At 45.5% G+C, this 23163-nt stretch carries 22 protein-coding genes and 1 riboswitch; of the genes, 18 read left to right on the plus strand and 4 right to left on the minus strand.

Going from position 1 to position 23163, the window contains the following annotated elements; translation table 11 throughout:
• Positions 1-258: 258 nt before the first annotated feature.
• Positions 259-1665, plus strand: coding sequence for a quorum-sensing sigma-54 dependent transcriptional regulator LuxO (luxO, locus tag FR741_RS05165; RefSeq protein ID WP_167426368.1), 1407 nt, complete (start codon positions 259-261; stop codon positions 1663-1665).
• Positions 1662-2006 (plus strand): quorum-sensing phosphorelay protein LuxU, encoded by a 345-nt coding sequence (luxU, locus tag FR741_RS05170; RefSeq protein WP_012841577.1) that lies wholly within the window; start codon positions 1662-1664, stop codon positions 2004-2006. The genes luxO and luxU overlap by 4 nt, the downstream gene beginning before the upstream one ends.
• A gap of 111 nt (positions 2007-2117) precedes the next feature.
• Here luxU and FR741_RS05175 read toward each other — a convergent pair whose 3' ends face one another.
• Positions 2118-3014 (minus strand): YvcK family protein, encoded by an 897-nt coding sequence (locus tag FR741_RS05175; RefSeq protein WP_006742807.1) that lies wholly within the window; start codon positions 3012-3014, stop codon positions 2118-2120.
• Positions 3015-3189: 175 nt separating this feature from the next.
• Positions 3190-3324, plus strand: a riboswitch (molybdenum cofactor riboswitch).
• On the opposite strand from FR741_RS05175, the gene moaA reads away from it, so the two are divergent.
• The 11 genes from moaA to FR741_RS05230 all read left to right on the plus strand — a co-directional run bounded on the left by moaA (position 3313) and on the right by FR741_RS05230 (position 13421).
• Positions 3313-4302 (plus strand): GTP 3',8-cyclase MoaA, encoded by a 990-nt coding sequence (gene moaA / locus FR741_RS05180; RefSeq protein WP_085342816.1) that lies wholly within the window; start codon positions 3313-3315, stop codon positions 4300-4302. Its footprint overlaps the riboswitch before it by 12 nt.
• A gap of 105 nt (positions 4303-4407) precedes the next feature.
• Positions 4408-4920: a molybdenum cofactor biosynthesis protein B gene (gene moaB / locus FR741_RS05185; protein ID WP_005396648.1), complete on the plus strand. Its 513-nt coding sequence runs from the start codon at positions 4408-4410 to the stop codon at positions 4918-4920.
• 28 nt (positions 4921-4948) lie between these two features.
• Positions 4949-5428 (plus strand): cyclic pyranopterin monophosphate synthase MoaC, encoded by a 480-nt coding sequence (gene moaC / locus FR741_RS05190; RefSeq protein ID WP_005396647.1) that lies wholly within the window; start codon positions 4949-4951, stop codon positions 5426-5428.
• Positions 5425-5682: a molybdopterin synthase sulfur carrier subunit gene (gene moaD, locus FR741_RS05195; RefSeq protein ID WP_005396646.1), complete on the plus strand. Its 258-nt coding sequence runs from the start codon at positions 5425-5427 to the stop codon at positions 5680-5682. The genes moaC and moaD overlap by 4 nt, the downstream gene beginning before the upstream one ends.
• A 1-nt stretch (position 5683) precedes the next feature.
• Positions 5684-6139, plus strand: coding sequence for a molybdopterin synthase catalytic subunit MoaE (gene moaE / locus FR741_RS05200; protein WP_048625774.1), 456 nt, complete (start codon positions 5684-5686; stop codon positions 6137-6139).
• A 532-nt stretch (positions 6140-6671) separates the two neighbouring features.
• On the plus strand, positions 6672-8348 hold the full coding sequence (locus FR741_RS05205; protein WP_005396644.1) for an ABC transporter substrate-binding protein: 1677 nt from the start codon (positions 6672-6674) through the stop codon (positions 8346-8348).
• Between the two features lie 128 nt (positions 8349-8476).
• Positions 8477-9397: an oligopeptide ABC transporter permease OppB gene (gene oppB, locus FR741_RS05210; RefSeq protein ID WP_006742810.1), complete on the plus strand. Its 921-nt coding sequence runs from the start codon at positions 8477-8479 to the stop codon at positions 9395-9397.
• A 15-nt stretch (positions 9398-9412) separates the two neighbouring features.
• A complete protein-coding gene (gene oppC, locus FR741_RS05215) occupies positions 9413-10315 on the plus strand; it encodes an oligopeptide ABC transporter permease OppC (RefSeq protein WP_005396642.1) in 903 nt (300 codons plus the stop codon).
• Positions 10316-10342: 27 nt separating this feature from the next.
• Positions 10343-11314: an ABC transporter ATP-binding protein gene (gene oppD / locus FR741_RS05220; protein ID WP_005396641.1), complete on the plus strand. Its 972-nt coding sequence runs from the start codon at positions 10343-10345 to the stop codon at positions 11312-11314.
• Positions 11293-12306, plus strand: a complete 1014-nt coding sequence (gene oppF / locus FR741_RS05225; RefSeq protein ID WP_269819731.1) for a murein tripeptide/oligopeptide ABC transporter ATP binding protein OppF — start codon at positions 11293-11295, stop codon at positions 12304-12306. Before oppD ends, oppF begins: the two co-directional genes overlap by 22 nt.
• A 167-nt stretch (positions 12307-12473) precedes the next feature.
• Positions 12474-13421, plus strand: a complete 948-nt coding sequence (locus FR741_RS05230) for a glutathione S-transferase family protein (protein WP_048625772.1) — start codon at positions 12474-12476, stop codon at positions 13419-13421.
• A gap of 113 nt (positions 13422-13534) precedes the next feature.
• Here FR741_RS05230 and FR741_RS05235 read toward each other — a convergent pair whose 3' ends face one another.
• Positions 13535-13957: a DUF7282 domain-containing protein gene (locus FR741_RS05235; RefSeq protein ID WP_012841581.1), complete on the minus strand. Its 423-nt coding sequence runs from the start codon at positions 13955-13957 to the stop codon at positions 13535-13537.
• A gap of 286 nt (positions 13958-14243) precedes the next feature.
• Between FR741_RS05235 and FR741_RS05240 the strand changes: the two genes are divergently transcribed.
• Positions 14244-15521 carry an MgtC/SapB family protein gene (locus tag FR741_RS05240; RefSeq protein ID WP_065646642.1) on the plus strand — a complete coding sequence of 426 codons (1278 nt, stop codon included), beginning with the start codon at positions 14244-14246 and terminating at the stop codon, positions 15519-15521.
• Positions 15522-15632: 111 nt separating this feature from the next.
• On the opposite strand, the gene pta is transcribed toward FR741_RS05240, so the two are convergent.
• Both pta and FR741_RS05250 read right to left on the minus strand, forming a co-directional pair.
• On the minus strand, positions 15633-17777 hold the full coding sequence (gene pta / locus FR741_RS05245; RefSeq protein WP_005396636.1) for a phosphate acetyltransferase: 2145 nt from the start codon (positions 17775-17777) through the stop codon (positions 15633-15635).
• A gap of 136 nt (positions 17778-17913) precedes the next feature.
• Positions 17914-19110, minus strand: a complete 1197-nt coding sequence (locus FR741_RS05250) for an acetate kinase (protein ID WP_005396635.1) — start codon at positions 19108-19110, stop codon at positions 17914-17916.
• A gap of 346 nt (positions 19111-19456) precedes the next feature.
• Between FR741_RS05250 and yfbV the strand changes: the two genes are divergently transcribed.
• The 4 genes from yfbV (at position 19457) to FR741_RS05270 (ending at position 23108) form a co-directional block, all read left to right on the plus strand.
• On the plus strand, positions 19457-19909 hold the full coding sequence (gene yfbV / locus FR741_RS05255; RefSeq protein WP_005380809.1) for a terminus macrodomain insulation protein YfbV: 453 nt from the start codon (positions 19457-19459) through the stop codon (positions 19907-19909).
• Positions 19910-20238: 329 nt separating this feature from the next.
• Positions 20239-21204 (plus strand): ABC transporter substrate-binding protein, encoded by a 966-nt coding sequence (locus tag FR741_RS05260; RefSeq protein ID WP_047010059.1) that lies wholly within the window; start codon positions 20239-20241, stop codon positions 21202-21204.
• A gap of 177 nt (positions 21205-21381) precedes the next feature.
• Positions 21382-22317: an ABC transporter permease gene (locus tag FR741_RS05265; RefSeq protein ID WP_167426370.1), complete on the plus strand. Its 936-nt coding sequence runs from the start codon at positions 21382-21384 to the stop codon at positions 22315-22317.
• On the plus strand, positions 22314-23108 hold the full coding sequence (locus FR741_RS05270) for an ABC transporter ATP-binding protein (protein WP_114323289.1): 795 nt from the start codon (positions 22314-22316) through the stop codon (positions 23106-23108). Before FR741_RS05265 ends, FR741_RS05270 begins: the two co-directional genes overlap by 4 nt.
• Positions 23109-23163: the final 55 nt, after the last annotated feature.

A 23163-nucleotide genomic window follows, 5' to 3' on the forward strand; every position in this document is an offset into this window, starting at 1 on the left:
ATTGCTTGCAGAAAAAAAAGAAGCCAATAGGCAGTCGGGTCTATTGGCTTGTTTTGTGAACATCTCGTTCACTAACAACGTCAGTTGGCTAGGTGACCCGAGGGGTCACTAAACTATCAGCATGGTTTATGCCATTTTTTAAATAATTGATATTATTTTTGAATCCTTTCTCTTACCCATAATTTAGCTAATGTTATTTGCAAAATGCAAAGCGTAATGCGATTATTGTTTAAAACACAACAAAATATTAGCTAGGTTATGCAACAAAAATCTGAAGGTCCTAAATCTCGTTACCTTTTAATGGTTGAGGATACCGCATCTGTTGCGGCACTGTACCGCTCATACCTGACACCGCTTGGTATAGATATCAATATTGTCGGTACAGGTAGGGATGCCATTGAAAGTCTCAACCATAGAATTCCAGATCTTATTCTGCTCGATCTTCGTTTGCCAGATATGACGGGGATGGACGTTTTACACTCTGTAAAAAAGAGTCATCCAGACGTACCTATTATTTTTATGACTGCTCACGGTTCTATCGATACCGCGGTAGAAGCAATGCGTCATGGTTCTCAAGACTTTTTGATCAAACCGTGTGAAGCTGACCGCTTACGTGTCACGGTTAACAATGCGATTCGTAAAGCGACTAAGCTAAAAAACGAGGCTGATAACCCGGGAAATCAAAGTTATCAAGGCTTTATTGGCAGTAGTCAAACAATGCAACAGGTTTACCGCACGATTGATTCAGCAGCGAGCAGTAAAGCGAGTATCTTCATCACTGGTGAAAGTGGTACGGGTAAAGAGGTATGTGCCGAGGCAATCCATGCGGCAAGCAAGCGTGGTGACAAGCCTTTTATTGCGATTAACTGTGCTGCAATTCCAAAAGATTTGATTGAGAGTGAACTGTTTGGTCACGTGAAAGGTGCTTTTACCGGTGCAGCAAATGATCGTCAGGGTGCAGCGGAATTAGCGGATGGTGGCACACTTTTCCTTGATGAATTGTGTGAGATGGATTTAGATTTGCAAACCAAATTGCTACGATTTATTCAAACCGGCACGTTCCAAAAAGTGGGCTCATCAAAAATGAAGAGCGTGGATGTTCGCTTTGTTTGTGCAACTAACCGTGACCCATGGAAAGAGGTACAAGAAGGTCGATTCCGTGAAGATTTGTACTATCGTTTGTATGTCATTCCTTTGCATTTGCCGCCTTTACGTGAACGAGGTGAAGATGTCATTGAAATTGCATACTCACTGTTAGGCTGTATGTCGCACGAGGAAGGAAAAAACTTCGTGCGTTTTGCGCCTGATGTAATCGACCGATTTAATAGCTATGAGTGGCCAGGCAACGTTCGTCAGTTACAAAACGTGCTGCGCAATATCGTTGTTCTAAACAACGGTAAAGAAATCACGTTGGATATGTTACCGCCACCGCTGAATCAACCGCTTGACCGTCCGTCTTCTGTGGCGAAATTCATTGAGCCGAAAGTGATGACTGCGTCTGAGATTATGCCGTTGTGGATGACAGAAAAAATGGCGATAGAGCAAGCGATTGAAGCGTGTGATGGCAATATCCCCCGAGCGGCGGGATACCTTGATGTCAGTCCGTCGACGATTTACCGCAAGTTACAGGCTTGGAATGGCAAGGAAGAGCGGCAAAAAGTATGAGTGTGAATGTATTAAATCAGCAAAAAATTGATGAACTGTCGATGGAGATTGGCAGTGATAATGTTCCTGTTTTACTCGATATTTTCTTAGGGGAGATGGATACCTACATCGAGAATTTATCTCAGTTTCAAGGGACAGAGCGATTGCGTTACCTAAAAGAAATCAGTCACGCGTTAAAAAGCAGTGCAGCGAGCTTTGGAGCAGACCGTCTTTGTCAATTGGCGATGTCGATAGATAAAAAAGCCAAAGCAGGTGAGTTAGCTGAAGAGTCAGACGAGTTAAAAACGATGTTCGATCTTTTGCACGAAACACGCGACGCTTATCGTGATTGGCAGCAGTAATGCATTGTTCTGATGAGGCTCTTACACAAAACCCTTCACGTACGTGAAGGGTTTTTTCATTGTTGACAGCGAGTAAACTTGAAGCTATCCCCTAGCTTTAGAGGGCGTTTTTTAAATCGAAAGCCTTAGCTGGCTTTCAATAGCGAGCTTGAGTTTATCTCGGTCGTGACGCCAATCTCGGTTCGACGAAGCTAACGACTCGGTCACTACATTCCACTGGCTCAAGACTTCTTGCTCGGTTTCCTCTGCTAGAACCACGTCTATCTTCCTACCTTGGCAGGCACGCTCACACCATTCTAATTTTTGTGCCATGGTCATTCGTCCGGCTGGGCCGTACTCTGGACTCAAGTTGGCAACGAAAATGACTTTTGCTTTCTCATTGGCGGCAATGGCTTTGCCGAGCTCAGGCAACAGCAAAGGAGGCATGATGCTGGTTAAAAAGCTGCCAGGACCAAGAATAATAGCGTCTGCCTCTGCCAGTGCAGTTACTGCTTCTTTAGTTGCAGGAACTTCTGGTGATAGATCGAGACGGCGTAAATCGGTGTCCATCTCGTCTACATTTGTTTCTCCCGTGACCCACTTTCCATCCACGGATAACGCGGAAAGATCGGAAGGGTGTTCAGACATAGGAAGAATGTTAACGTCGACTTTTAACATGTTTCGAATCAGATTGATGGCATCTAACGGTCTGACCGATAAGTTATCGAGCGCCGTAAGCATCAAGTTACCGAGGTTATGACCATCAAGCTCACCTGTACCTTTGAAGCGATATTCAAACATCATTGAACTGATCGACGGTTCTGTGATCAGCTGATTAATGCAGTTCCGTGTGTCACCCCAAGCGATTCCACCTTGGCAGTGACGAATTCTTCCTGTTGAGCCACCATTGTCTGTTGTGGCGACAATGCCAGTTGCATTGCCGCCAAAATCTCGTAGTGCGGCCAACATTCGACCTAAGCCATGACCACCGCCAACAGCGACCACTTTTTTATCCGTGTAGATATTCATTACGTTCTTCTAATAATCTTGTAAAAAACGGCTACAATTTATCTTAAGGAGTGCTTGAAAGGTACTCACTTAGCGGTAAATTGTGTCTCTAGAGAGTTTTTTATCACTCAAGTCTGGATTCCAGTACAAATATTAAGTATTTTACACCGCAAAGCTATCAGAGGTTTCATATCTCTGGTTGCCATAACTCCGAGCTCACTATTGCTAAGTCCGAGGATAAGCGTTTTGAGCCAGTGGCGTACTGTCACAAGGGCATGATTGGAAATGGCCATGCCTCCCGTGTTTGGAAAGGTGTTCCGTGGCGCAACAATTCGAAGACAAATTTCATCGTAAGTTCTATTACTTGCGTCTGTCTGTGACCGACGTATGTAATTTCAAATGTACCTATTGCCTTCCTGATGGCTATAAGCCTTCGGGCAATAAAAACTCGTCTTTTTTATCTCTTCCTGAAATCAAACGGGTCGTAAAAGCGTTTGCTGATTGTGGCACGTCAAAAGTGCGCATTACTGGCGGTGAACCAAGTTTACGCAAAGATTTTACCGACATTATCCACTCAGTGGCGACGACGCCTGGTATCCAAAAAGTTGCAACGACGACCAATGGTTACCGCATGGCGAAGCAAGTCGCAGACTGGCGTGAAGCGGGCTTAACTCACATCAACGTTAGCGTGGACAGCCTTGATCCGCGTATGTTCCATCAAATCACGGGTGAAAATAAGTTCACTGAGGTGATGAATGGTATCGAGCGTGCGTTTGAAGTTGGTTATGAGCAAGTCAAAGTTAATGTGGTGTTGATGAAAGATCTTAACCATCAAGAACTGCCAGCGTTTCTCAACTGGATAAAAGATCGTCCAATCCAACTGCGCTTCATCGAATTGATGCAAACGGGTGAGATGGATGATTTATTCAATAAGCATCATGTGTCAGGCGTAGCAATTCGTAATCAGTTGATTGCAAACGGTTGGCTGCTTAAAGTGCGCTCTCATAATGACGGCCCCGCGCAAGTGTTTGTTCATCCAGATTACAAGGGTGAAATTGGCCTGATCATGCCTTATGAAAAAGACTTTTGTGAGAGCTGCAACCGACTACGCGTCTCTGCGATGGGTAAGCTGCATCTGTGTTTGTTTGGAGATCACGGTGTAGAACTGCGTGATCTACTGGAATGTGATGAGCAAGAAAGTGAGCTTATTGAACGCATCCAAGCGCAGTTACAAACTAAGTCGGTGAGCCACTTCTTGCACGATGGTAATACGGGTATGACGCCACATCTGGCGTCTATCGGCGGCTAAATCAACTCAAATTTTGTAGGGAAAGCTTATTTATAGGCTAGCTTTCCCTCGCTTTTCTAGAATCGATACCAAACGTATCAAAGTTAAAAGAGAATAGGTGAACACATGGGTCACGCTGAAAGCAAATTTCAACCTGCAAATATTGCCGTTCTAACGGTATCTGACACTCGTACCGAAGAAAACGATACCTCTGGTCGCTACCTTGTTGAACACGCTCAAGAAGCGGGTCACAATGTTGTCGATAAGCAAATTGTTATTGATGACATGTACAAAATTCGCGCAATTGTTTCTCAGTGGATTGCGGACGACAATGTTCAAGCGATCATGATTACTGGTGGTACAGGGTTCACGTCACGTGACAGCACGCCAGAAGCGCTGAAGCCTCTGTTTGATAAAGAAGTAGAAGGTTTTGGTGAGTTATTCCGCATGGTGTCTTACGAAGAAATTGGTACGTCAACGATCCAATCGCGTGCAATTGCAGGTTTTGCTAACCATACAGTTATCTTCGCAATGCCTGGTTCAACAGGCGCGTGCCGCACTGGCTGGACGAAGATCATCAAGCAGCAGTTAGATGCAAGCCATCGCCCTTGTAACTTCATGCCGCACCTATCTGTATAACCCCTTTCCTAAAAGCGAAGGAAAAACAATGACTCAATTTACCCATATCAACGCGTCTGGCGAAGCTAACATGGTCGACGTGTCTGCAAAAGCTGAAACGGTTCGTGAAGCACGTGCAGAAGCATTTGTTCACATGGCCCCAGAAACCTTGCAACTGATTGTTTCCGGGCAGCATCACAAAGGTGATGTGTTCGCGACGGCTCGAATTGCTGGTATCCAAGCTGCAAAGAAAACGTGGGATTTGATTCCACTTTGTCATCCTCTGTTGCTTTCTAAAGTCGAAGTTCAGTTGGAGGCTATTGAGTCAGAAAACAAAGTTCGTATTGAATCTGTTTGTAAGCTTGCAGGTAAAACGGGCGTAGAAATGGAAGCGCTCACGGCGGCTTCTGTTGCTGCACTGACGATTTACGATATGTGTAAAGCGGTGCAAAAAGATATGGTTATCGGTCAAGTTCGTCTCCTAGAAAAGACGGGTGGAAAATCTGGACACTTCAAGGCGGAATCATGATTAAAGTACTTTTTTTTGCTCAGACTCGTGAGCTGATTGGTATCGACAGTGTCGAATTAGATGATCAATTTGAAACGGTTGAAGCGATTCGCGCGCATCTCGTGGAAGAGGGCGCTGATAAAAATGGCAAGTGGGATTTGGCTTTAGAGCCAGGAAAGCTACTTGCTGCTGTTAATCAATCTATTGTCCCACTTGATACCGAAGTAAAAGCGGGGGATGAAGTTGCATTTTTCCCACCGGTAACCGGAGGTTAAGATGGACCCTCGCGTCTCTGTACAAGTTGAAGATTTTTCCGTTGATCACGAATATCAACGTTTATCCGAAGGTACGGCTGCTGGTGCTGTCGTAACATTCATTGGTAAAGTTCGAGATATGAACCTTGGCGATAATGTTGTTGGTTTGCACTTGGAACACTACCCAGGCATGACTGAGAAGAGCTTGAGCGACATTTGCGATCAAGCTGAATCACGTTGGCCATTATTGGGCGTACGCGTGATTCATCGCGTTGGTGATATGGATAGCGGTGATCAAATCGTCTTTGTTGGTGTTTCAAGTGCACACCGCGGAGCAGCATTTGATGCTTGCGAGTTCATTATGGACTACTTGAAAACCAAAGCACCATTTTGGAAGAAAGAACGCACGACGAGTGAAGATCGTTGGATTGAGTCGCGCGATACTGATCACCAAGCTGCACAGCGTTGGGAAAAATAGAACCCACGCCTCATTCTAGTGAAAAAAGCTAAGTGTCAATGGCTCTTAGCTTTTTTTGTACTTATCTTCATAATTCTGCTCATTTGACTTCAACACAACCCGTACTCGCTCTGGTGATATTCTTCACAATAAAAGTTTTTAGCCCAATATATAAACAATTATTTGTTAGACTTCATTTGTCATAAATGTTAAATAATATGTAAATATCTAGCATAAGATGCTATCAAATGGTTTAAATGTAGATTAATCGAAAGTTTTGTCTGTGGAATGTCGCTTCTGGTCTCCATTTGGCTGGTGAATACTTTTTGATTAGAGTTTACTGCTAGATATGTGTGGTTTAGTCAGGATTATTGGTTTTTTTGCTACATTTTTATGGCAAATTACTTCAATGATTGCTAATGTGTGCCGCAGTCTTTGTAAGGTTTTAGGCTTTTGTGCTCAGAAAATGCACTAAAAAAATCTAAAACTCTGACCGTTCCAGGCCCTTACAAAGAAGTCATGGATGCTAACGAAAAAATTTGGAGTTTTACGCATGTATAAGAATAAAATCACGCGCGCTTTATTTATTGGTGCTGGTCTTTCTCTCGCTTTAGCTGGTTGTGGCGAAAAGCCTGCAGAGAAACAAGCTGCTGAGCCTGCTCCGGCTCCAGCCCCTGAAGCTAAATCTGATTCTAAAGAGCCAAAACTTGCTGCTGTTCAAGAATTGGTGCGTGGTAACGGTACAGAAGTTGCGACAATAGACCCTCATAAATCTCAAGGTGTTCCAGAATCCCACGTGATTCGCGATCTTCTTGAAGGCCTAGTAAACCAAGATGCGGACGGTAACACTATCCCTGGTGTTGCAGAATCTTGGGAAACTGAAGACAACAAAACATACACTTTCCACCTACGTGAAGACGCAAAATGGTCTAACGGTGATCCTGTTACTGCAGGTGATTTTGTATACAGCTTCCAACGCGCAGTCGACCCAGCAACCGCTTCTCCATACGCTTGGTACATGGAATACACCAAGATGAAGAACGCAAAAGACATTGTTGCGGGTAAAAAAGACAAGAGTGAGTTGGGTGTTAAAGCGGTTGACGACCACACGTTAGTGGTTGAGCTAGACACTGCTGTACCATACTTTGTGATGATGATGGGCCACACAACAGTGAAGCCTGTTCACCAAGCAACCGTTGAAAAGTTCGGCGATCAATGGACGAAGCCTGAGAACTTTGTAGGTAACGGTGCTTATGTTGTTGACAACTGGGTTGTAAACGAGCGTTTAGTTCTAAAACGTAACGAACAATACTGGGACAACGAAAACACGACGCTTGATCAAGTTACTTTCCTGCCAATCGAAAACCAAGTAGCGGAAATGAACCGCTTCCTAGCAGGTGAAATTGACTTCACGAATGAACTGCCTACAGAGCACTTCAAGCGTTTGAAGCAAGAGCATCCAGAAGACGTGTCTGTGTCGGGTAACTTGTGTACTTACTACTACATCTTCAACACGAAGAAAAAGCCGTTTGATGATGTTCGCGTACGTAAAGCGATTTCTTATGCGATTGACCGTAATATCGTGACTGATGCGATCCTAGCACAAGGTCAAAAGCCAGCTTATTTCCTAACGCCTGAAATCACGGCGGGTTTCAACCCAGAAATTCCTGCATACGGCAAAATGACGCAAGAAGAACGTAACGCTGAAGCGGCGCGTCTGTTGGAAGAAGCTGGTTACGGCGCAGACAACCCTCTTGAATTTAACCTTCTATACAACACGTCAGAGAATCACAAGAAACTTGCGGTTGCACTGGGTTCAATGTGGAAGAAGACGCTTGGTCTAGACGTTACGCTAGAAAACCAAGAGTGGAAAACTTACCTATCTACCAAAGATTCTGGCAACTTTGAAGTTGCTCGTGCAGGTTGGTGTGGCGACTACAACGAAGCTTCATCTTTCCTAACGCTGATGATGAGTAATAACACTACTGGTGGTATTCACTACGACAGCAAAGAGTACGATGCAATCATGAACAAAGCATTTGCTTCAACTTCTGACGAAGAGCGTCAAGCGCTTTACCTAGAAGCAGAGAAGTTGATGGCAAAAGATATGCCAATCGCACCTATCTACCAGTACGTGAAATCACGTCTACTATCACCGAAAGTTGGTGGCTTCCCAGTCAATAACGCGGAAGACAAGATTTACTCTAAAGATCTCTACATCACAGAGTAATTCGTAACTCGATAGAACTATAAAAATGAGGCTCTACATGTGAGAAATTGCATGTAGCGCCTATCTTTAGTCCAAAAGAATTGGACGACTTCTTTAATTTAACTGTCACAGACTGAAAGAGTGAGTTTATGCTTAAATTCATCGCAAAAAGGATATTTGAGGCGATCCCAACAATGTTGGTTTTGATCACCGTATCTTTCTTTCTTATGCGCTTTGCACCGGGAAACCCTTTCTCGACAGAGCGTCCATTGCCACCCGAAGTAATGGCAAATATTGAAGCTAAATATGGCTTAGATAAACCTGTATTTGAACAATACACCACGTATTTGACCAATGTTATCCAAGGGGATTTCGGGCCGTCATTTAAATACCTTGATTACTCGGTTAACGAGCTGATCGCGGTTGCCTTACCTGTTTCGGCTAAAGTAGGCTTTATCGCCTTTATCTTTACCCTGATTATGGGGGTTACCGTCGGCACCATTGCTGCGCTCAAGCAGAATACTTGGATTGATTACACCATCATGTCGACAGCGATGCTCGGCGTGGTAATGCCTTCTTTTGTATTGGCACCTGCTCTTATCTATCTGTTCTCGCTTCACTGGAATATCTTCCCTGCGGGCGGTTGGCAAGATGGTAGCTGGCAGTATTTAGTGCTTCCTGTCATTGGTATGTCACTACTGTATGTTGCAACCTTCGCTCGTATTACGCGTGGTTCGATGATAGAGACATTGAACAGTAACTTTATTCGTACGGCTCGTGCTAAAGGTCTAAGCTACCGTTACATCATCATCAAGCACGCCCTTAAGCCGGCACTTCTTCCTGTTGTTTCTTACATGGGTCCTGCTTTCGTAGGTATCATCACCGGTTCTGTTGTTATCGAAACCATTTTTGGTCTACCAGGTATTGGTAAGCTATTCGTTAACGCTGCGTTTAACCGTGACTACTCGCTAGTAATGGGTGTAACCATCCTGATTGGTTTCCTATTCATTTTATTCAACGCGATTGTAGATATTCTACTTGCAATGATTGACCCGAAAATTCGCTACTAACAGGGACGTTTGGTTATGTTAACGAAAAAAGAAAACCTAGAAGCGATTGAGAAATTCTCCGAAAACTTGGAGATTGAAGGTCGCAGTCTTTGGCAAGATGCTCGTATCCGTTTTATGCGCAACAAAGCGGCAATGGTGAGCTTATTCCTTCTTGTTCTAATGACGTTGGCGGTGATTATTCTGCCAATGATCGCACCGCACACCTTTGATGATACTGACTGGTACGCGATGCACGTTGCACCGAATGCTGACCATTGGTTTGGTACCGACAGCTTAGGCCGTGACTTATACGTGCGTACGTTAATCGGTGGCCGTATTTCTTTAATGGTGGGGGTCATGGGTGCTTTTGTAGCCGTACTGATTGGTACGCTCTATGGCGCAGCATCTGGTTTTATCGGTGGTAAAGTTGACCGTGTGATGATGCGTATTCTAGAGATTTTGTACGCGGTACCGTTTATGTTCCTGGTAATCGTACTGGTAACATTCTTCGGTCGTAACATCATGCTGATCTTTGTCGCGATTGGTGCTATCGCATGGCTAGATATGGCGCGTATCGTACGTGGTCAAACACTCAGCTTACGTAGCAAAGAGTTCATCGAAGCGGCGCATGTGTGTGGTGTTAGCAACTGGAAAATCATTACTCGTCATATCGTGCCGAACGTACTGGGTATCGTAGCGGTTTACTCTACGCTGCTTATCCCAAGTATGATTCTAACTGAATCATTCCTATCATTCCTTGGTCTTGGTGTTCAGGAACCAATGACAAGTTGGGGCGCGCTTCTACAAGAAGGTGCACAGACAATGGAAGTAGCAATCTGGCAGCTGGCATTCCCAGCAGTGTTCATGGTTGTGACGCTATTCTGCTTCAACTACGTTGGTGACGGCCTGCGCGATGCGCTGGATCCAAAAGACAGATAATTAAAAGATAAGATTAAGGAAGCAATGATGAGCTTATTAGATGTCAAAGATCTGCGCGTCGAATTCACCACGCAAGATGGTATCGTAACCGCAGTAAACGATTTGAACTTCTCTCTCAACCAAGGCGAAACCTTAGGTATCGTTGGAGAATCGGGATCAGGTAAATCTCAAACCGTATTCGCAATCATGGGCCTGTTGGCTAAGAACGGTATTATTTCTGGTAGCGCAAAGTTTGAAGGCAAAGAAATCCTAAACTTACCAGAAAAAGAACTGAACAAAGTGCGTGCGGAACAGATCGCAATGATCTTCCAAGACCCAATGACATCACTGAACCCTTACATGAAAGTAAGTGATCAGTTGATGGAAGTGCTTATGCTGCACAAAGGCATGGGCAAAGCGGAAGCATTTGAAGAATCAGTACGCATGCTGGAAGCGGTGAAAATCCCTGAAGCGCGTAAGCGTATCACGATGTACCCGCATGAGTTTTCAGGCGGTATGCGTCAGCGTGTAATGATCGCGATGGCGTTGTTATGTCGTCCTAAACTGCTTATTGCCGATGAGCCAACAACAGCACTTGATGTGACGGTTCAAGCACAGATAATGGACCTGCTTAATGAGCTTAAAGACGAGTTCAACACTGCGATCATCATGATCACGCACGACCTTGGTGTTGTTGCAGGTTCGTGTGACAAAGTGCTGGTGATGTATGCAGGTCGTACGATGGAGTACGGCAACGTAAACGAAATCTTCTATAATCCAAGCCACCCTTATGCAGAGGGTCTGCTGAAGGCGATTCCTCGCCTTGATACGGAAGGTGAAATTCTGCCAACCATTCCTGGTAATCCACCAAACTTGCTTCGTCTACCACCGGGCTGCCCTTATCAAGAGCGTTGTCACCGAGTGATGGATCGTTGTAAGCGTGAAGCGCCAATTCTGACTCCATTTGGTGATGGCCGTCAGCGCGCATGTTTTTCTGAATGGGAGGCTTGGAACAAATGAACGAAGTAGATAAAAAGCTAATTCTGGACATTTCAGAGCTGAAAGTTCACTTCAGCATTGCGTCAAAATCGGCATGGCCTTGGTCAAAGCCTTCAAGCCTAAAAGCGGTTGATGGGGTGAACGTTCGACTATACGAAGGGGAAACACTTGGTGTAGTAGGCGAGTCAGGTTGTGGTAAATCGACGTTTGCGCGCGCCATCATCGGTCTTGTTGAAGCGACGGATGGCGAAGTAGTTTGGTTGGGTCAAGATCTAACTAAGATGAAAGACGTCCAACGTCGTGAAACGCGTAAAGAAATCCAAATGATTTTCCAAGATCCTTTGGCATCTCTTAACCCACGTATGACGGTTGGCGACATTATTGCTGAGCCTCTTGAAACGTTCTACCCAGAACTGTCTAAGCAGGAAGTGAAAGACCGCGTTAAAGAAATGATGGCGAAAGTGGGTCTACTACCAAATGTGATCAACCGTTATCCGCATGAATTCTCGGGTGGTCAGTGCCAGCGTATCGGTATTGCGCGTGCGCTTATCCTTAAGCCTAAGATGATCATCTGTGATGAACCCGTATCGGCGCTTGATGTATCTATTCAAGCTCAGGTTGTTAACCTGCTTAAAGAGATTCAAAAAGAACTAGGCCTTTCTCTGGTATTCATTGCGCATGATTTGTCAGTGGTTAAACACATCTCAGATCGTGTTTTGGTCATGTACTTGGGTAATGCTGTCGAGCTCGGTGAGGCGGAGGCGCTGTTTGCTGATCCTAAGCACCCATATACACGCGCATTGATGTCAGCGGTTCCGATTCCGGACCCGAACATTGAGCGCAGTAAGAAAATCCAAATGCTGGAAGGCGACCTTCCTTCGCCGATCAGTCCACCATCGGGTTGTGTGTTCCGCACTCGTTGCCCACAAGCAACCGAAGAGTGTGCGAAGACGAAGCCAACGATTCAAGGCAACGACGTTCACGCGGTATCTTGTTTGCACGTTAGTGTATAAATTCAGCCTGTGACGGGCTTAAGCGCGACACCTTCATCGGGTCGCGCTTTTTTTATGCATCTGATTTATACATTCGAATTTCTTGAACATGATGTCCTAAGTTCAGTGATTTTCTGTTTGATAGGAAACGCTAATATAGACATAAACAGAATGAGAGGAGCGCAATCATGGGTAAGTTGGTCGAAGGTGTTTGGCATGACGTCTGGTATGACACAAAATCAAATGGTGGCAAATTTGTGCGTGAAGATGCCGGATTCCGTAACTGGGTTAAAAACGAACCTGATGCGGAGTTTAAACCAGAGTCTGGTCGATACCATTTGTATGTCTCTCTTGCTTGTCCTTGGGCACACCGAACGCTCATCTTCCGCAAGCTGAAAGGCTTAGAACCACATATTGATGTCACGGTTGTTTGCCCTGATATGTTAAGCCAAGGCTGGCAAATGGGGCTTCCTGAGCCACTATTTGGTCACACTCGTATGCACCAAATCTACACGCAGGCCAAACCAGATTACACAGGCCGTGTAACTGTGCCTGTGCTTTGGGATAAAAAGACCAATACGATTGTGTCGAATGAGTCGTCAGAAATTATTCGTATGTTTAACTCGGAGTTCGATGAGTTAACAGGAAACCACGATGACTATTATCCAGAACAGCTAAAGCATGTTATTGACGAGTGGAACGATTTTGTTTATCCAAACGTCAACAATGGAGTGTATCGCTGTGGTTTTGCGACCACACAAGAGGCATATGAAGAAGCATTCGATTCTTTATTTGCTGCGCTAGATAAAATCGATTCGCACCTAGCGACGCATCGTTATTTAGCGGGGAATACTATTACTGAGGCTGATTGGCGTTTGTTTACGACTCTGATCCGTTTCGATGTCGTGTATGTGGGTCACTTCAAATGTAACAAGCAGCGCATCGCAGACTACGAAAATATTCAAGGATACTTAAAAGAGTTGTATCAAGTCGAAGGCGTCGAAGAAACCACGGATTTCTACCATATTAAACGTCACTACTATTTCAGCCACACTGGTATTAACCCGACGCAAGTTGTACCCAAAGGGCCTGATTTAGACTTAAACTCTCCTCATGGAAGAGAAATAATTAGCTAGTTTGCTGCCTCCATCAGAAATGAAAAAGTACTTAACGGTTAGCAATATCGTTAAGTACTTTGATGCCAACTAAATACTAGGAGCAGGAGAGTGACTCTTAAGTGTGCGCTCGTCTACTTAGCGCGTACGACGTCCATCACTAATTTTCCGTCGACTTTTACAGGGCCATCTTCTTTGGCTCCGAGTGTATATTCAAATACGCCAGTCTTCATTCCCCCTTTTTCTCCGTGGACCATTAGCATCAGCATGTCGCCAGACTCAACCGGTTCCATCAAAATTGCATTCACGTTCTCATTCTGTCCCATCTTTAGTGGGGCATAGCCGATAACAGGGCCAGGCTTCATTGATTCGTCCGTTCGGTGGACGACCATCCATCCGTTGTCGTCAGCATGAGCCATTTTTGCGGTTACCGTTCCTCCGGACATATCTTGATCAACGCCTTTAATGCTTGGGGCAGAAAAGCTGAATGAAGAAAAACTGAACAGAATTGCAGCTAAACCAAGCTTTAGCAGTGAGTTGTTGATGGAGTTGTTCATATGTATTCCTTAATTATGTGTGAGTTTGCTTAATAGCAGTCCATGTTCGTTACGTAGTTCGAGTAAGAAAGTTCAGTTGAAATGTAAATAATGCTGATAAATTGAACAGGGAGGGCCGCTTCGTTCTATTACGTTTTGGTGGTAGATAAAAGAATAATGAAATTATAAGACGCAATGGTAAGCAGGGAACCGGGGCCATTTTCTGATTATCCTCTCATCGTCACAGCTTCTTACCCATATTCAAATAAACTAATGATATAACAACCGCTTTTTAACGGGGTGATGCATGGATATCAATGAGTTTGTCAGTGGCGAGCATCTAATTTGGAATCTGCTTATTGCTCTATTACTAGGGGCAATTGTTGGCACCCAACGTGGCTGGGTGATGCGCAATAGCGTAGAAGGCAGTCGTGTAGCAGGCATTCGTACTTTTTCTTTAGTCGGTTTACTCGGTGGTTTAGTTGGCATTCTCGCCAACATCTATACACCTTTACTCATTGGTTTTGCGCTTATCGCTTTAGTCATCCTCACTTGCATCGCTTTTGTTATACAGCAGAAAAAGAGCGGAGATGTGAGCATCACTGGCGTGGTTAGTATCATGGTGGTGTTTGTTCTGGGTAACCTTACCGTGTCGGGTGAGGCTGTTTTGGCTGCAGCAGCGGCCGTTATTACCGCGGTGGTGCTTGATAACAAAAGAGAGCTACATCAAGCGCTACAAAAACTGCAAGAGTATGAGTTAGACGCAGCACTGCGTTTATTACTTATCTCGATAGTCATGTTACCCCTGTTACCAAATCAATCTTACGGCCCTTGGAATGCACTTAACCCGTATGAGATTTGGTGGATGGTTGTGTTGATCGCTAGTATCTCTTTTGTCGGTTATTTTGCGATAAAAATCGGCGGGGCGAAGCGAGGTATTTTGTTTACGTCTGTATTTGCGGGGCTTAGCTCTTCGACAGCATTAACGTTGCAGTTTTCCCATCTTTCTCGTGAGCAAGCGAGCATCAGCCCGTTACTCGCTAGTGGTATTCTTTTGAGCTGCGGAACCATGTTCCCTCGTTTACTTATCGTACTGTCCGTTATCAATCCACAATTAGTGAAACTGCTTTGGCCAATTGTGATGGCGATGATGGTTGCGCTGTACATTCCGGCATGGTGGATTTGGCGCAGAAGTGAAGTTGAGCAGATTGAGCAATCAAATAAGCAAACGAACCCTCTTGCTTTGCAGTCGGCACTGTTCTTTGGCCTCGTGTTGGCGGTGATTATGCTGCTTGCTCATGCTTTGTCTGACTGGTTCGGCAACGCGGGTGTGTTGATCCTTTCTGCTTTATCAGGGATTACTGACGTTGATGCGATCTCGTTAACCCTCGGGCGTCAAAGTACGCAAACATTGAGCGTGACCACTGCTGCGTTAGGCATTTTGATTGCCGCTTCGGTTAATACCATTGTGAAAATGGGGATGGTCATCGCGATAGGGGATAAGAAGCTTTGGCGCCGAATCGCACCAGTGATGACAGGTTGTGTTGTGGTTGGGGCTGGGGTATTTATGGCGCTGTATTCGTAAGAGCGTATTAGTGCTATAGCTAATAGCCTCTTTGCTGTGTGGCCAACAATAGAAAAAGCCCTCGACGAATCGAGGGCTTTGGATAGTTGTCCAACTAGATGTCAGAAGCGATTATTTAGCTTCTTGGTCTGCTTGGATTGCTGTTAGAGCGATTGTATACACGATATCGTCTACTAGCGCGCCACGAGACAAGTCGTTTACAGGCTTGCGCATACCTTGCAGCATTGGACCGATAGAAACTAGGTCAGCTGAACGTTGTACCGCTTTGTAAGTCGTGTTACCCGTGTTTAGGTCTGGGAATACGAATACTGTCGCTTTACCTGCTACTGGAGAGTTAGGCGCTTTAGACGCTGCCACGTTTTCCATGATAGCTGCGTCGTACTGTAGAGGACCGTCGATCACTAGATCAGGACGCTTCTCTTTCGCGATGCGAGTTGCTTCACGTACTTTATCAACGTCTGCACCCTTACCAGATTCACCAGTAGAGTAAGAGATCATAGCAACGCGAGGGTCGATACCGAATGCTGCTGCAGAGTCAGCAGATTGGATAGCGATTTCAGCAAGCTGTTCAGCGGTTGGATCTGGGTTGATCGCACAGTCACCGTAAACCAGTACTTGATCAGGCAGAAGCATGAAGAATACTGAAGATACGATAGACGCATTTGGTGCAGTCTTGATGATTTGGAACGGAGGAACGATAGTGTTCGCCGTAGTATGAACAGCACCAGAAACTAGGCCGTCAACTTCGTCGTTCTCAAGCATCATTGTGCCTAGGAATACTGAATCTTGTAGCTTCTCACGAGCCACAACTTCAGTCATGCCTTTCGCACCGCGCAGCTCAACTAGACGAGCAACGTAGTTTTCACGAACAGCATCGGCATCGATGATGGTTACGCCAGTACCTAGCTCAACGCCTTGTTGAGCTGCTACGCGACGGATTTCATCTGGGTTACCTAGAAGCACACAGTCTGCAATACCGCGTTCAGCACAGATTGCTGCTGCTTTAACTGTACGAGGTTCGTCACCTTCTGGAAGAACGATACGCTTGCCTGCTTTACGAGCAAGTTCAGTTAGCTGGTAACGGAACGCTGGTGGGCTTAGACGACGAGACTTCTGAGTACCTTCAGTCATTGACTCGATCCAGTTACCGTCGATGTGACCAGCAACGTGCTCGTTGATGAACTCGATACGCTCTTTATCGTCTGCAGGTACTTCGATGCTGAAGCTCTGTAGGTTTAGAGATGTCTGCCAAGTGTTACCTTGTGCTTTGAAGATAGGTAGACCAGTGTCGAACGCTGGTTTACATAGACCTTCGATTTCGCGAGGGATGTCGTAACCGCCAGTTAGCAGTACAGCACCAATATCCACACCGTTCATTGCAGCAAGAGAAGCAGCAACGATAACATCAGGACGGTCTGCAGAAGTAACAAGTAGAGAGCCAGGTTTGAAATGCTCAATCATGTTTGGCAGAGAACGTGCACAGAAAGTGATGCTCTTGATGCGACGAGTGTTGATGTCACCTTCGTTGATGATATCTGCTTTCAGGTGCTTAGCCATGTCGATTGCACGAGTCGCAATCAGATCAATGCTCCATGGCACGCAACCTAGTACACGAATTGGAGAAGTGTTGAAGATTTCCATCACTTTCAATTCGTTTTGTTTCGCGCTATCTGCATCGTCAAAGATTTCAGATAGGTCAGGGCGAGTACGGCCAGCTTCGTCAACAGGAGCGTTTAGCTTGTTGATGATAACGCCAGAGATGTTTTTGTTCTTAGTGCCGCCGAAGTTAGAACATGCTACTTCGATACGCTCTTTCAGTTGCGCTGGGTTATCAGTACCTGGAGTCGCAACTAGCACGATTTCTGCACCAAGTGTTGCCGCGATTTCCGCGTTTACTTGGTTTGCAAATGGGTGCTTACGAGTAGGTACAAGACCTTCGATTAGCGTAACGTCTGCGTCTTTGTTGATTTGGTTGTAACGTTCAACAACGGTTTCTAGCAGCTCGTCCATGTTGTCGTTACCGATTAGGCTTTCAGCAACAGACATCGCCATTGGTTCACCGATCTTCATATCGCTGTTGTGGCCAACGATAGTTGAAGTCAGATCTGGCTGATCACCACCTGAACGTGGCTGACAGATTGGCTTGTAGAAAGAAACTTTAACGCCTTTACGCTCCATAGCGCGAAGAACACCCATGCTAACGCTTGTTAGGCCAACGCCTGCGCTAGTAGGGATAAGCATAATAGTACGAGACATTCGTAGAGTACCTTTAGCTATTTGGGGGATAAAAGCTCAACTCTTATTCCATGAAGCTCGAAGAATAGGAGTTGAGCCCCTAAGAAATTCGTTTGAATGAAAATCTGGCTAGCCGAGTGGCTAGCCAGTAATTCAATTAAAGACCTGTCAGGCGTGCAGTGTCTTCAGCGATGACTAGCTCTTCGTTAGTAGAGATAACCATTGCAGGGATACGGCTGTTTTCAGTCGTGATAACGCCTTCGCCGCCGAAGCGAGCTTTAAGGTTAGCTTCGCTATCTACTTCGATACCGAAGATGCCAAGACGGTTTAGAACCATTTCACGGATAGGGCCAGAGTTCTCGCCGATACCGCCAGTGAAAGTGATTGCGTCTAGACGACCGTCCATTGAAGCAGTGTAGCCAGCTACGTACTTAGCTAGACGGTGGCAGAACACGTCCATTGCGCGTGTTGCTTCTTCTTTCTCACCGTAGTTGTCTTCAACGAAACGACAGTCAGAAGTCACTTCAGTTAGACCTTGAAGACCAGACTCTTTAGTTAGCATCGTGTTGATTTGATCAACAGAGTAACCTAGAGCGTCGTGTAGGTGGAAGATGATCGCAGGGTCGATGTCGCCACAGCGAGTACCCATTACTAGACCTTCAAGTGGAGTAAGACCCATAGAAGTGTCTACAGATTGACCGTTCTTGATTGCACATACAGACGCGCCGTTACCTAGGTGACAGTTGATGATGTTTACTTCTTCAACTGGTTTGTTTAGTAGGCCAGCAACTTCACGAGTGATGAACAAGTGAGAAGTACCGTGCATACCGTAACGACGGATACCGTGTTCTTTGTATAGGTTGTATGGAAGAGCGTATAGGTAAGACTCTTCAGGCATAGTTTGGTGGAACGCAGTGTCAAATACAGCAACGTTTTTCAGCTCTGGGAAGTTTTTCTTAGCCGCTTCGATACCGATGATGTGAGCAGGGTTATGAAGAGGTGCAAATGTTGCAGCGTCTTGAATACCTTTTAGAACTTCATCAGTGATTAGTGCAGATTGAGTGAACTGCTCGCCGCCGTGAACGATACGGTGACCGATTGCGCCTAGGTTAGCTTTAAGCTCTGGCTTAGAAGCAAGAATAGTTTCTACCATAAACGCTAGTGCTTCTTCGTGAGCTGCACCATTGCCTAGTTGAGCTTCGTGCTTGCCATCAAGTTTCCACTTGATGCGAGCTTCAGGAAGGTGAAGACACTCAGCAAGACCTGATAAGTGCTCGTCGCCGTTCTCGGCATCAACAACGGCAAATTTAAGAGAAGAACTACCGCAGTTTAAAACTAAAACTAGCTTAGACATGTATGACTACCTGTTATTCGTCTGATAAAAAATCAGTTAAAGAATGAAAAATTAATCACAAGAATAGCCGATACCCAGAAGGCTGCGTACTAATCCTGGTCAAAAATTGTTCTAATTCCATATAAAGAAATAGTGATGAACCCATCCATCACTATGATGCGATCCGTGCAGATAGATATCTCGGAGTTGCTTAAATTGTAAATAACAGCAACAATGAGATTGAGGGTCTGCAAAGGATAGCGATAATAAGCAATGATAACAAAAAAAATTTGAAAGAATATTAACTTTCATCAATTTTTTGTACCTTCAGTTGAAATGTTCAACTATTTTTTAGTGAGAGAGCGGTATGAGTAATAAAGTCGGATTGATCCATAGCCTGAAAGATGGCCAGAATTACATGGAGATCTGGCCGGTTCGTAAAGAGCTAAGCGCCATATTTCCGGAACAGCGTATCATTAAGGCGACTCGCTTTGGCATTAAAGTCATGCCAGCCGTTGCTGCGATCAGCGTACTCACTCAAATGGCATTCAACAATTACCACGCGTTACCTCAATCCATTGTTGTTGCCTTGTTTGCGATTAGCTTGCCACTTCAAGGCATTTGGTGGCTTGGTGCTCGATCCAACACGAAATTGCCGCCTTCTCTGGCGTCTTGGTATCGGGAGCTACATCAAAAGATTGTGGAAACAGGTTTTGCACTAGAGCCTGTTAAAGCTCGCCCTCGTTATAAAGAGCTTGCGATAATACTGAATCGAGCGTTTCGTCAGCTTGATAAGTCCTCACTAGAGCGTTGGTTCTAATCTAAGTTTTTTGAAATGGAGTGTGCATTAGCCGCTCCATTTTTGATCCTGCCTCTATTACCTACTTTGACGGTCGTTGATGAAGCGAGCGAAGCTTTGTTTACCAAAGATTCTTTCCGGATGAAGAAGTCCCCCGATCACAAATGTTGCTTTAGTGTTAAATCTTTCTTTTCTTTACTAAGACTTAGTAGTAATAATAAAAACAAGATGCGCAAGAAGTGCACAGTTATACGAACACAACATTACCCCCTTCAAACATTTGAATTCACGAGTCGATATTCATGTTGAATGCTCGCGAAACAAGGACGAAGTCACATCAAGGAGTTATGATGAAAACGAAACGTTTATTAGCCACTGCCGTTCTATCTGCTACTGCTATTTTCTCTTCTGCCAATGTACTGGCCGCCACTGCAACCGTTGCAGTTTCACAAATTGTCGAACACCCGGCGTTAGACGCGACGCGCCAAGGATTGCTTGATGGTTTGAAAGCGAAAGGCTACGAAGAAGGCAAAAATCTAGAATTTGATTATAAGACCGCACAGGGTAACCCTGCGATTGCAGTGCAAATTGCCCGTCAGTACGTCGGCGAAAATCCTGATGTGTTAGTGGGTATCGCGACGCCTTCGGCACAAGCCTTGGTGTCGGCAACGCGCTCTATTCCTGTTGTCTTTACTGCGGTAACAGACCCGGTCGGTGCGAAATTGGTTAAGTCGATGGAACAACCAGGCAAAAACGTAACTGGCCTGTCTGATCTTTCACCCGTTGCTCAGCATGTCGATCTCATCCAAGAAATTCTCCCTCAGGTGAAAAGCATCGGGGTTGTATTTAATCCCGGTGAAGCTAATGCCGTGACTTTGGTTGAACTACTAAAAGAAAGCGCAGAAGCAAAAGGCATACAAGTGGTTGAAGCGACCGCACTAAAAAGTGCTGATGTTCAGTCTGCGACTCAAGCCATTGCAGCGAAATCAGACATTCTTTACGCCCCAACAGACAATACAGTTGCAAGTGCGATTGAAGGGATGATTGTGGCAGCGAATCAAGCGAAAAAACCTGTATTTGGTGGTGCGACGTCATATGTCGAAAAAGGTGCGATCGCCGGTCTAGGTTTTGACTACTACCAGGTTGGTGTACAAACCGCGGATTACGTGGCGGCGATTCTGGATGGTCAAGAACCAGGCAAGTTGGATGTAAAAGTCGCGACGGGCTCTGACCTCGTAATTAATGAAAGCGCAGCATCTAAGCTCGGTATCAAGCTGCCAAGTTCTGTGGTTGAACGTGCGACAAGCATGCAATAAGTAACGCTCTTTTTTGGGGTTAGGGCCGTCACGTCTGTTGATAGAGGCTTGCCCCAAAATTGATACTCGCCGGACTTCTCGTGTAGAGCATTCTGCTAGAGAAGAATGGGAGTATACGTTAGAAGTCTTAAGTTCAGGTTGGTATTAGCCAGCCTGAACATGCAGAAAGGAGCAGTTATGTCTGCATTTGCTTTTTTTGGCGCACTCGAAATTGGCTTAATTTATGGCCTAGTTGCCTTGGGTGTGTATCTTACGTTTCGTGTTCTCGATTTCCCCGATTTGAGTGTGGATGGCAGCTTTCCAATGGGAGCGGCGGTGGCTGCAACGGCGATTGTCGCAGGTATTAATCCTTGGCTTGCGACAATAATGGCGATGATAGCCGGTAGTATGACGGGTTGGGTAACCGCTTTTCTGGCTGTTCGATGTGGTATTTTGCACCTGTTAGCTTCCATTCTTACCATGATCGCGGCATTTTCAATCAATATTCGTATTATGGGCAAACCTAATATGGCGTTGCTTGGAAAGGATACGATTCTCACTCCGTTTGAAGCATTGGGCGATGCGATGTTTATTCGCCCTCTGGTTGTTGGGGTCTTAGTTCTTCTGTCCGCTTTCTTTGTCATTCGCCTGCTGAACAGCGACTTTGGTCTTGGTTTACGAGCCACGGGCGTTAATGCGCGTATGGTTTCTGCGCAAGGGGCGAGCACTGGTTTTTATACCTACTTTGGGTTGGCTTTATCCAACGGTTTTGTCGGATTCGCAGGCGCGTTGTTTGCACAAACGAACAGCTTTGCAGATGTGACCTCTGGCGTGGGCACCATTGTGGTTGGTTTGGCAGCTGTGATTTTGGGCCAGACCCTTATTCCCGGGCGAAAAATTTGGGTTGCGGTATTTGCTGTCATCATCGGTTCGGTGCTTTATCGTCTTGCTGTAGCTTTCGCTTTGAGCTCTGGCATGTTTGGTTTACAAGCTTCAGACCTCAACCTGGTTACCGCAGTATTGGTGGCTGTGGCGCTTATTGCTCCAAAGCTAAAACAGAGCATGAGAGCGAAACAACGCGTTACCGATGCTAAACAAGCGGCATCAAAAAATGGTTCGGGGGAGGCGTTATGATTGAACTTAATAACATTCAGGTCACGTTCAACCCAGGGACGATTTTAGAAAATCGTGCATTGAAAGGCGTCTCTTTAGAGGTTCCAGAACATCAGTTTCTGACTGTGATTGGTTCTAATGGCGCAGGAAAATCGACGTTGCTTGGTGCGGTGACAGGTGAGACACCGATGATAGGTGGTCAGGTGATCATTGATGGCAAAGACGTCACCAAGCAGACGGTTGCCCAGCGTGCGACGCAATGCGCACGAGTGTTTCAAGATCCATTGGCCGGAACTTGTGGAGAGCTAACGATAGAAGAGAACATGGCTTTAGCGTACATGCGTGGTAAAAAACGCAGCTGGGGGTTGGCGCTCTCTACTAAACGTCGCAAGCTGTTCCAAGAGCGAATTAGCATCCTAGGGCTTGGTTTAGAAGACCGCTTGGGCGATAGCATTGGGTTGCTGTCTGGTGGGCAACGACAAGCCGTTAGCCTTGTGATGGCGACGTTATCGGAGAGTAAGTTGTTACTGCTTGATGAACACACGGCTGCGCTTGATCCCCGTATGGCGGCGTTTGTTATCGACTTAACTAAGCGTATTGTCGATGAGTTCGATTTAACCGTGATGATGGTGACGCATTCGATGAAAGACGCATTAGCATGTGGCGATAGGACCGTAATGCTTCACCAAGGTGAAATTGTGCTAGATGTGGCTGGAGAGCAGCGCGCTAACATGCAAGTACCAGACTTGTTGGATATGTTCTCCAAAGTGCGTGGTGAAGAGCTTGCAGATGACAGTCTCTTGTTGAACTAAGCAGTATCCTACTAGTTACTACGCCTACTAAGTGTGATCCTCCTTGGGAAAATTG

This window comes from Vibrio diabolicus (genome assembly GCF_011801455.1).
Taxonomy (GTDB): domain Bacteria; phylum Pseudomonadota; class Gammaproteobacteria; order Enterobacterales; family Vibrionaceae; genus Vibrio; species Vibrio diabolicus.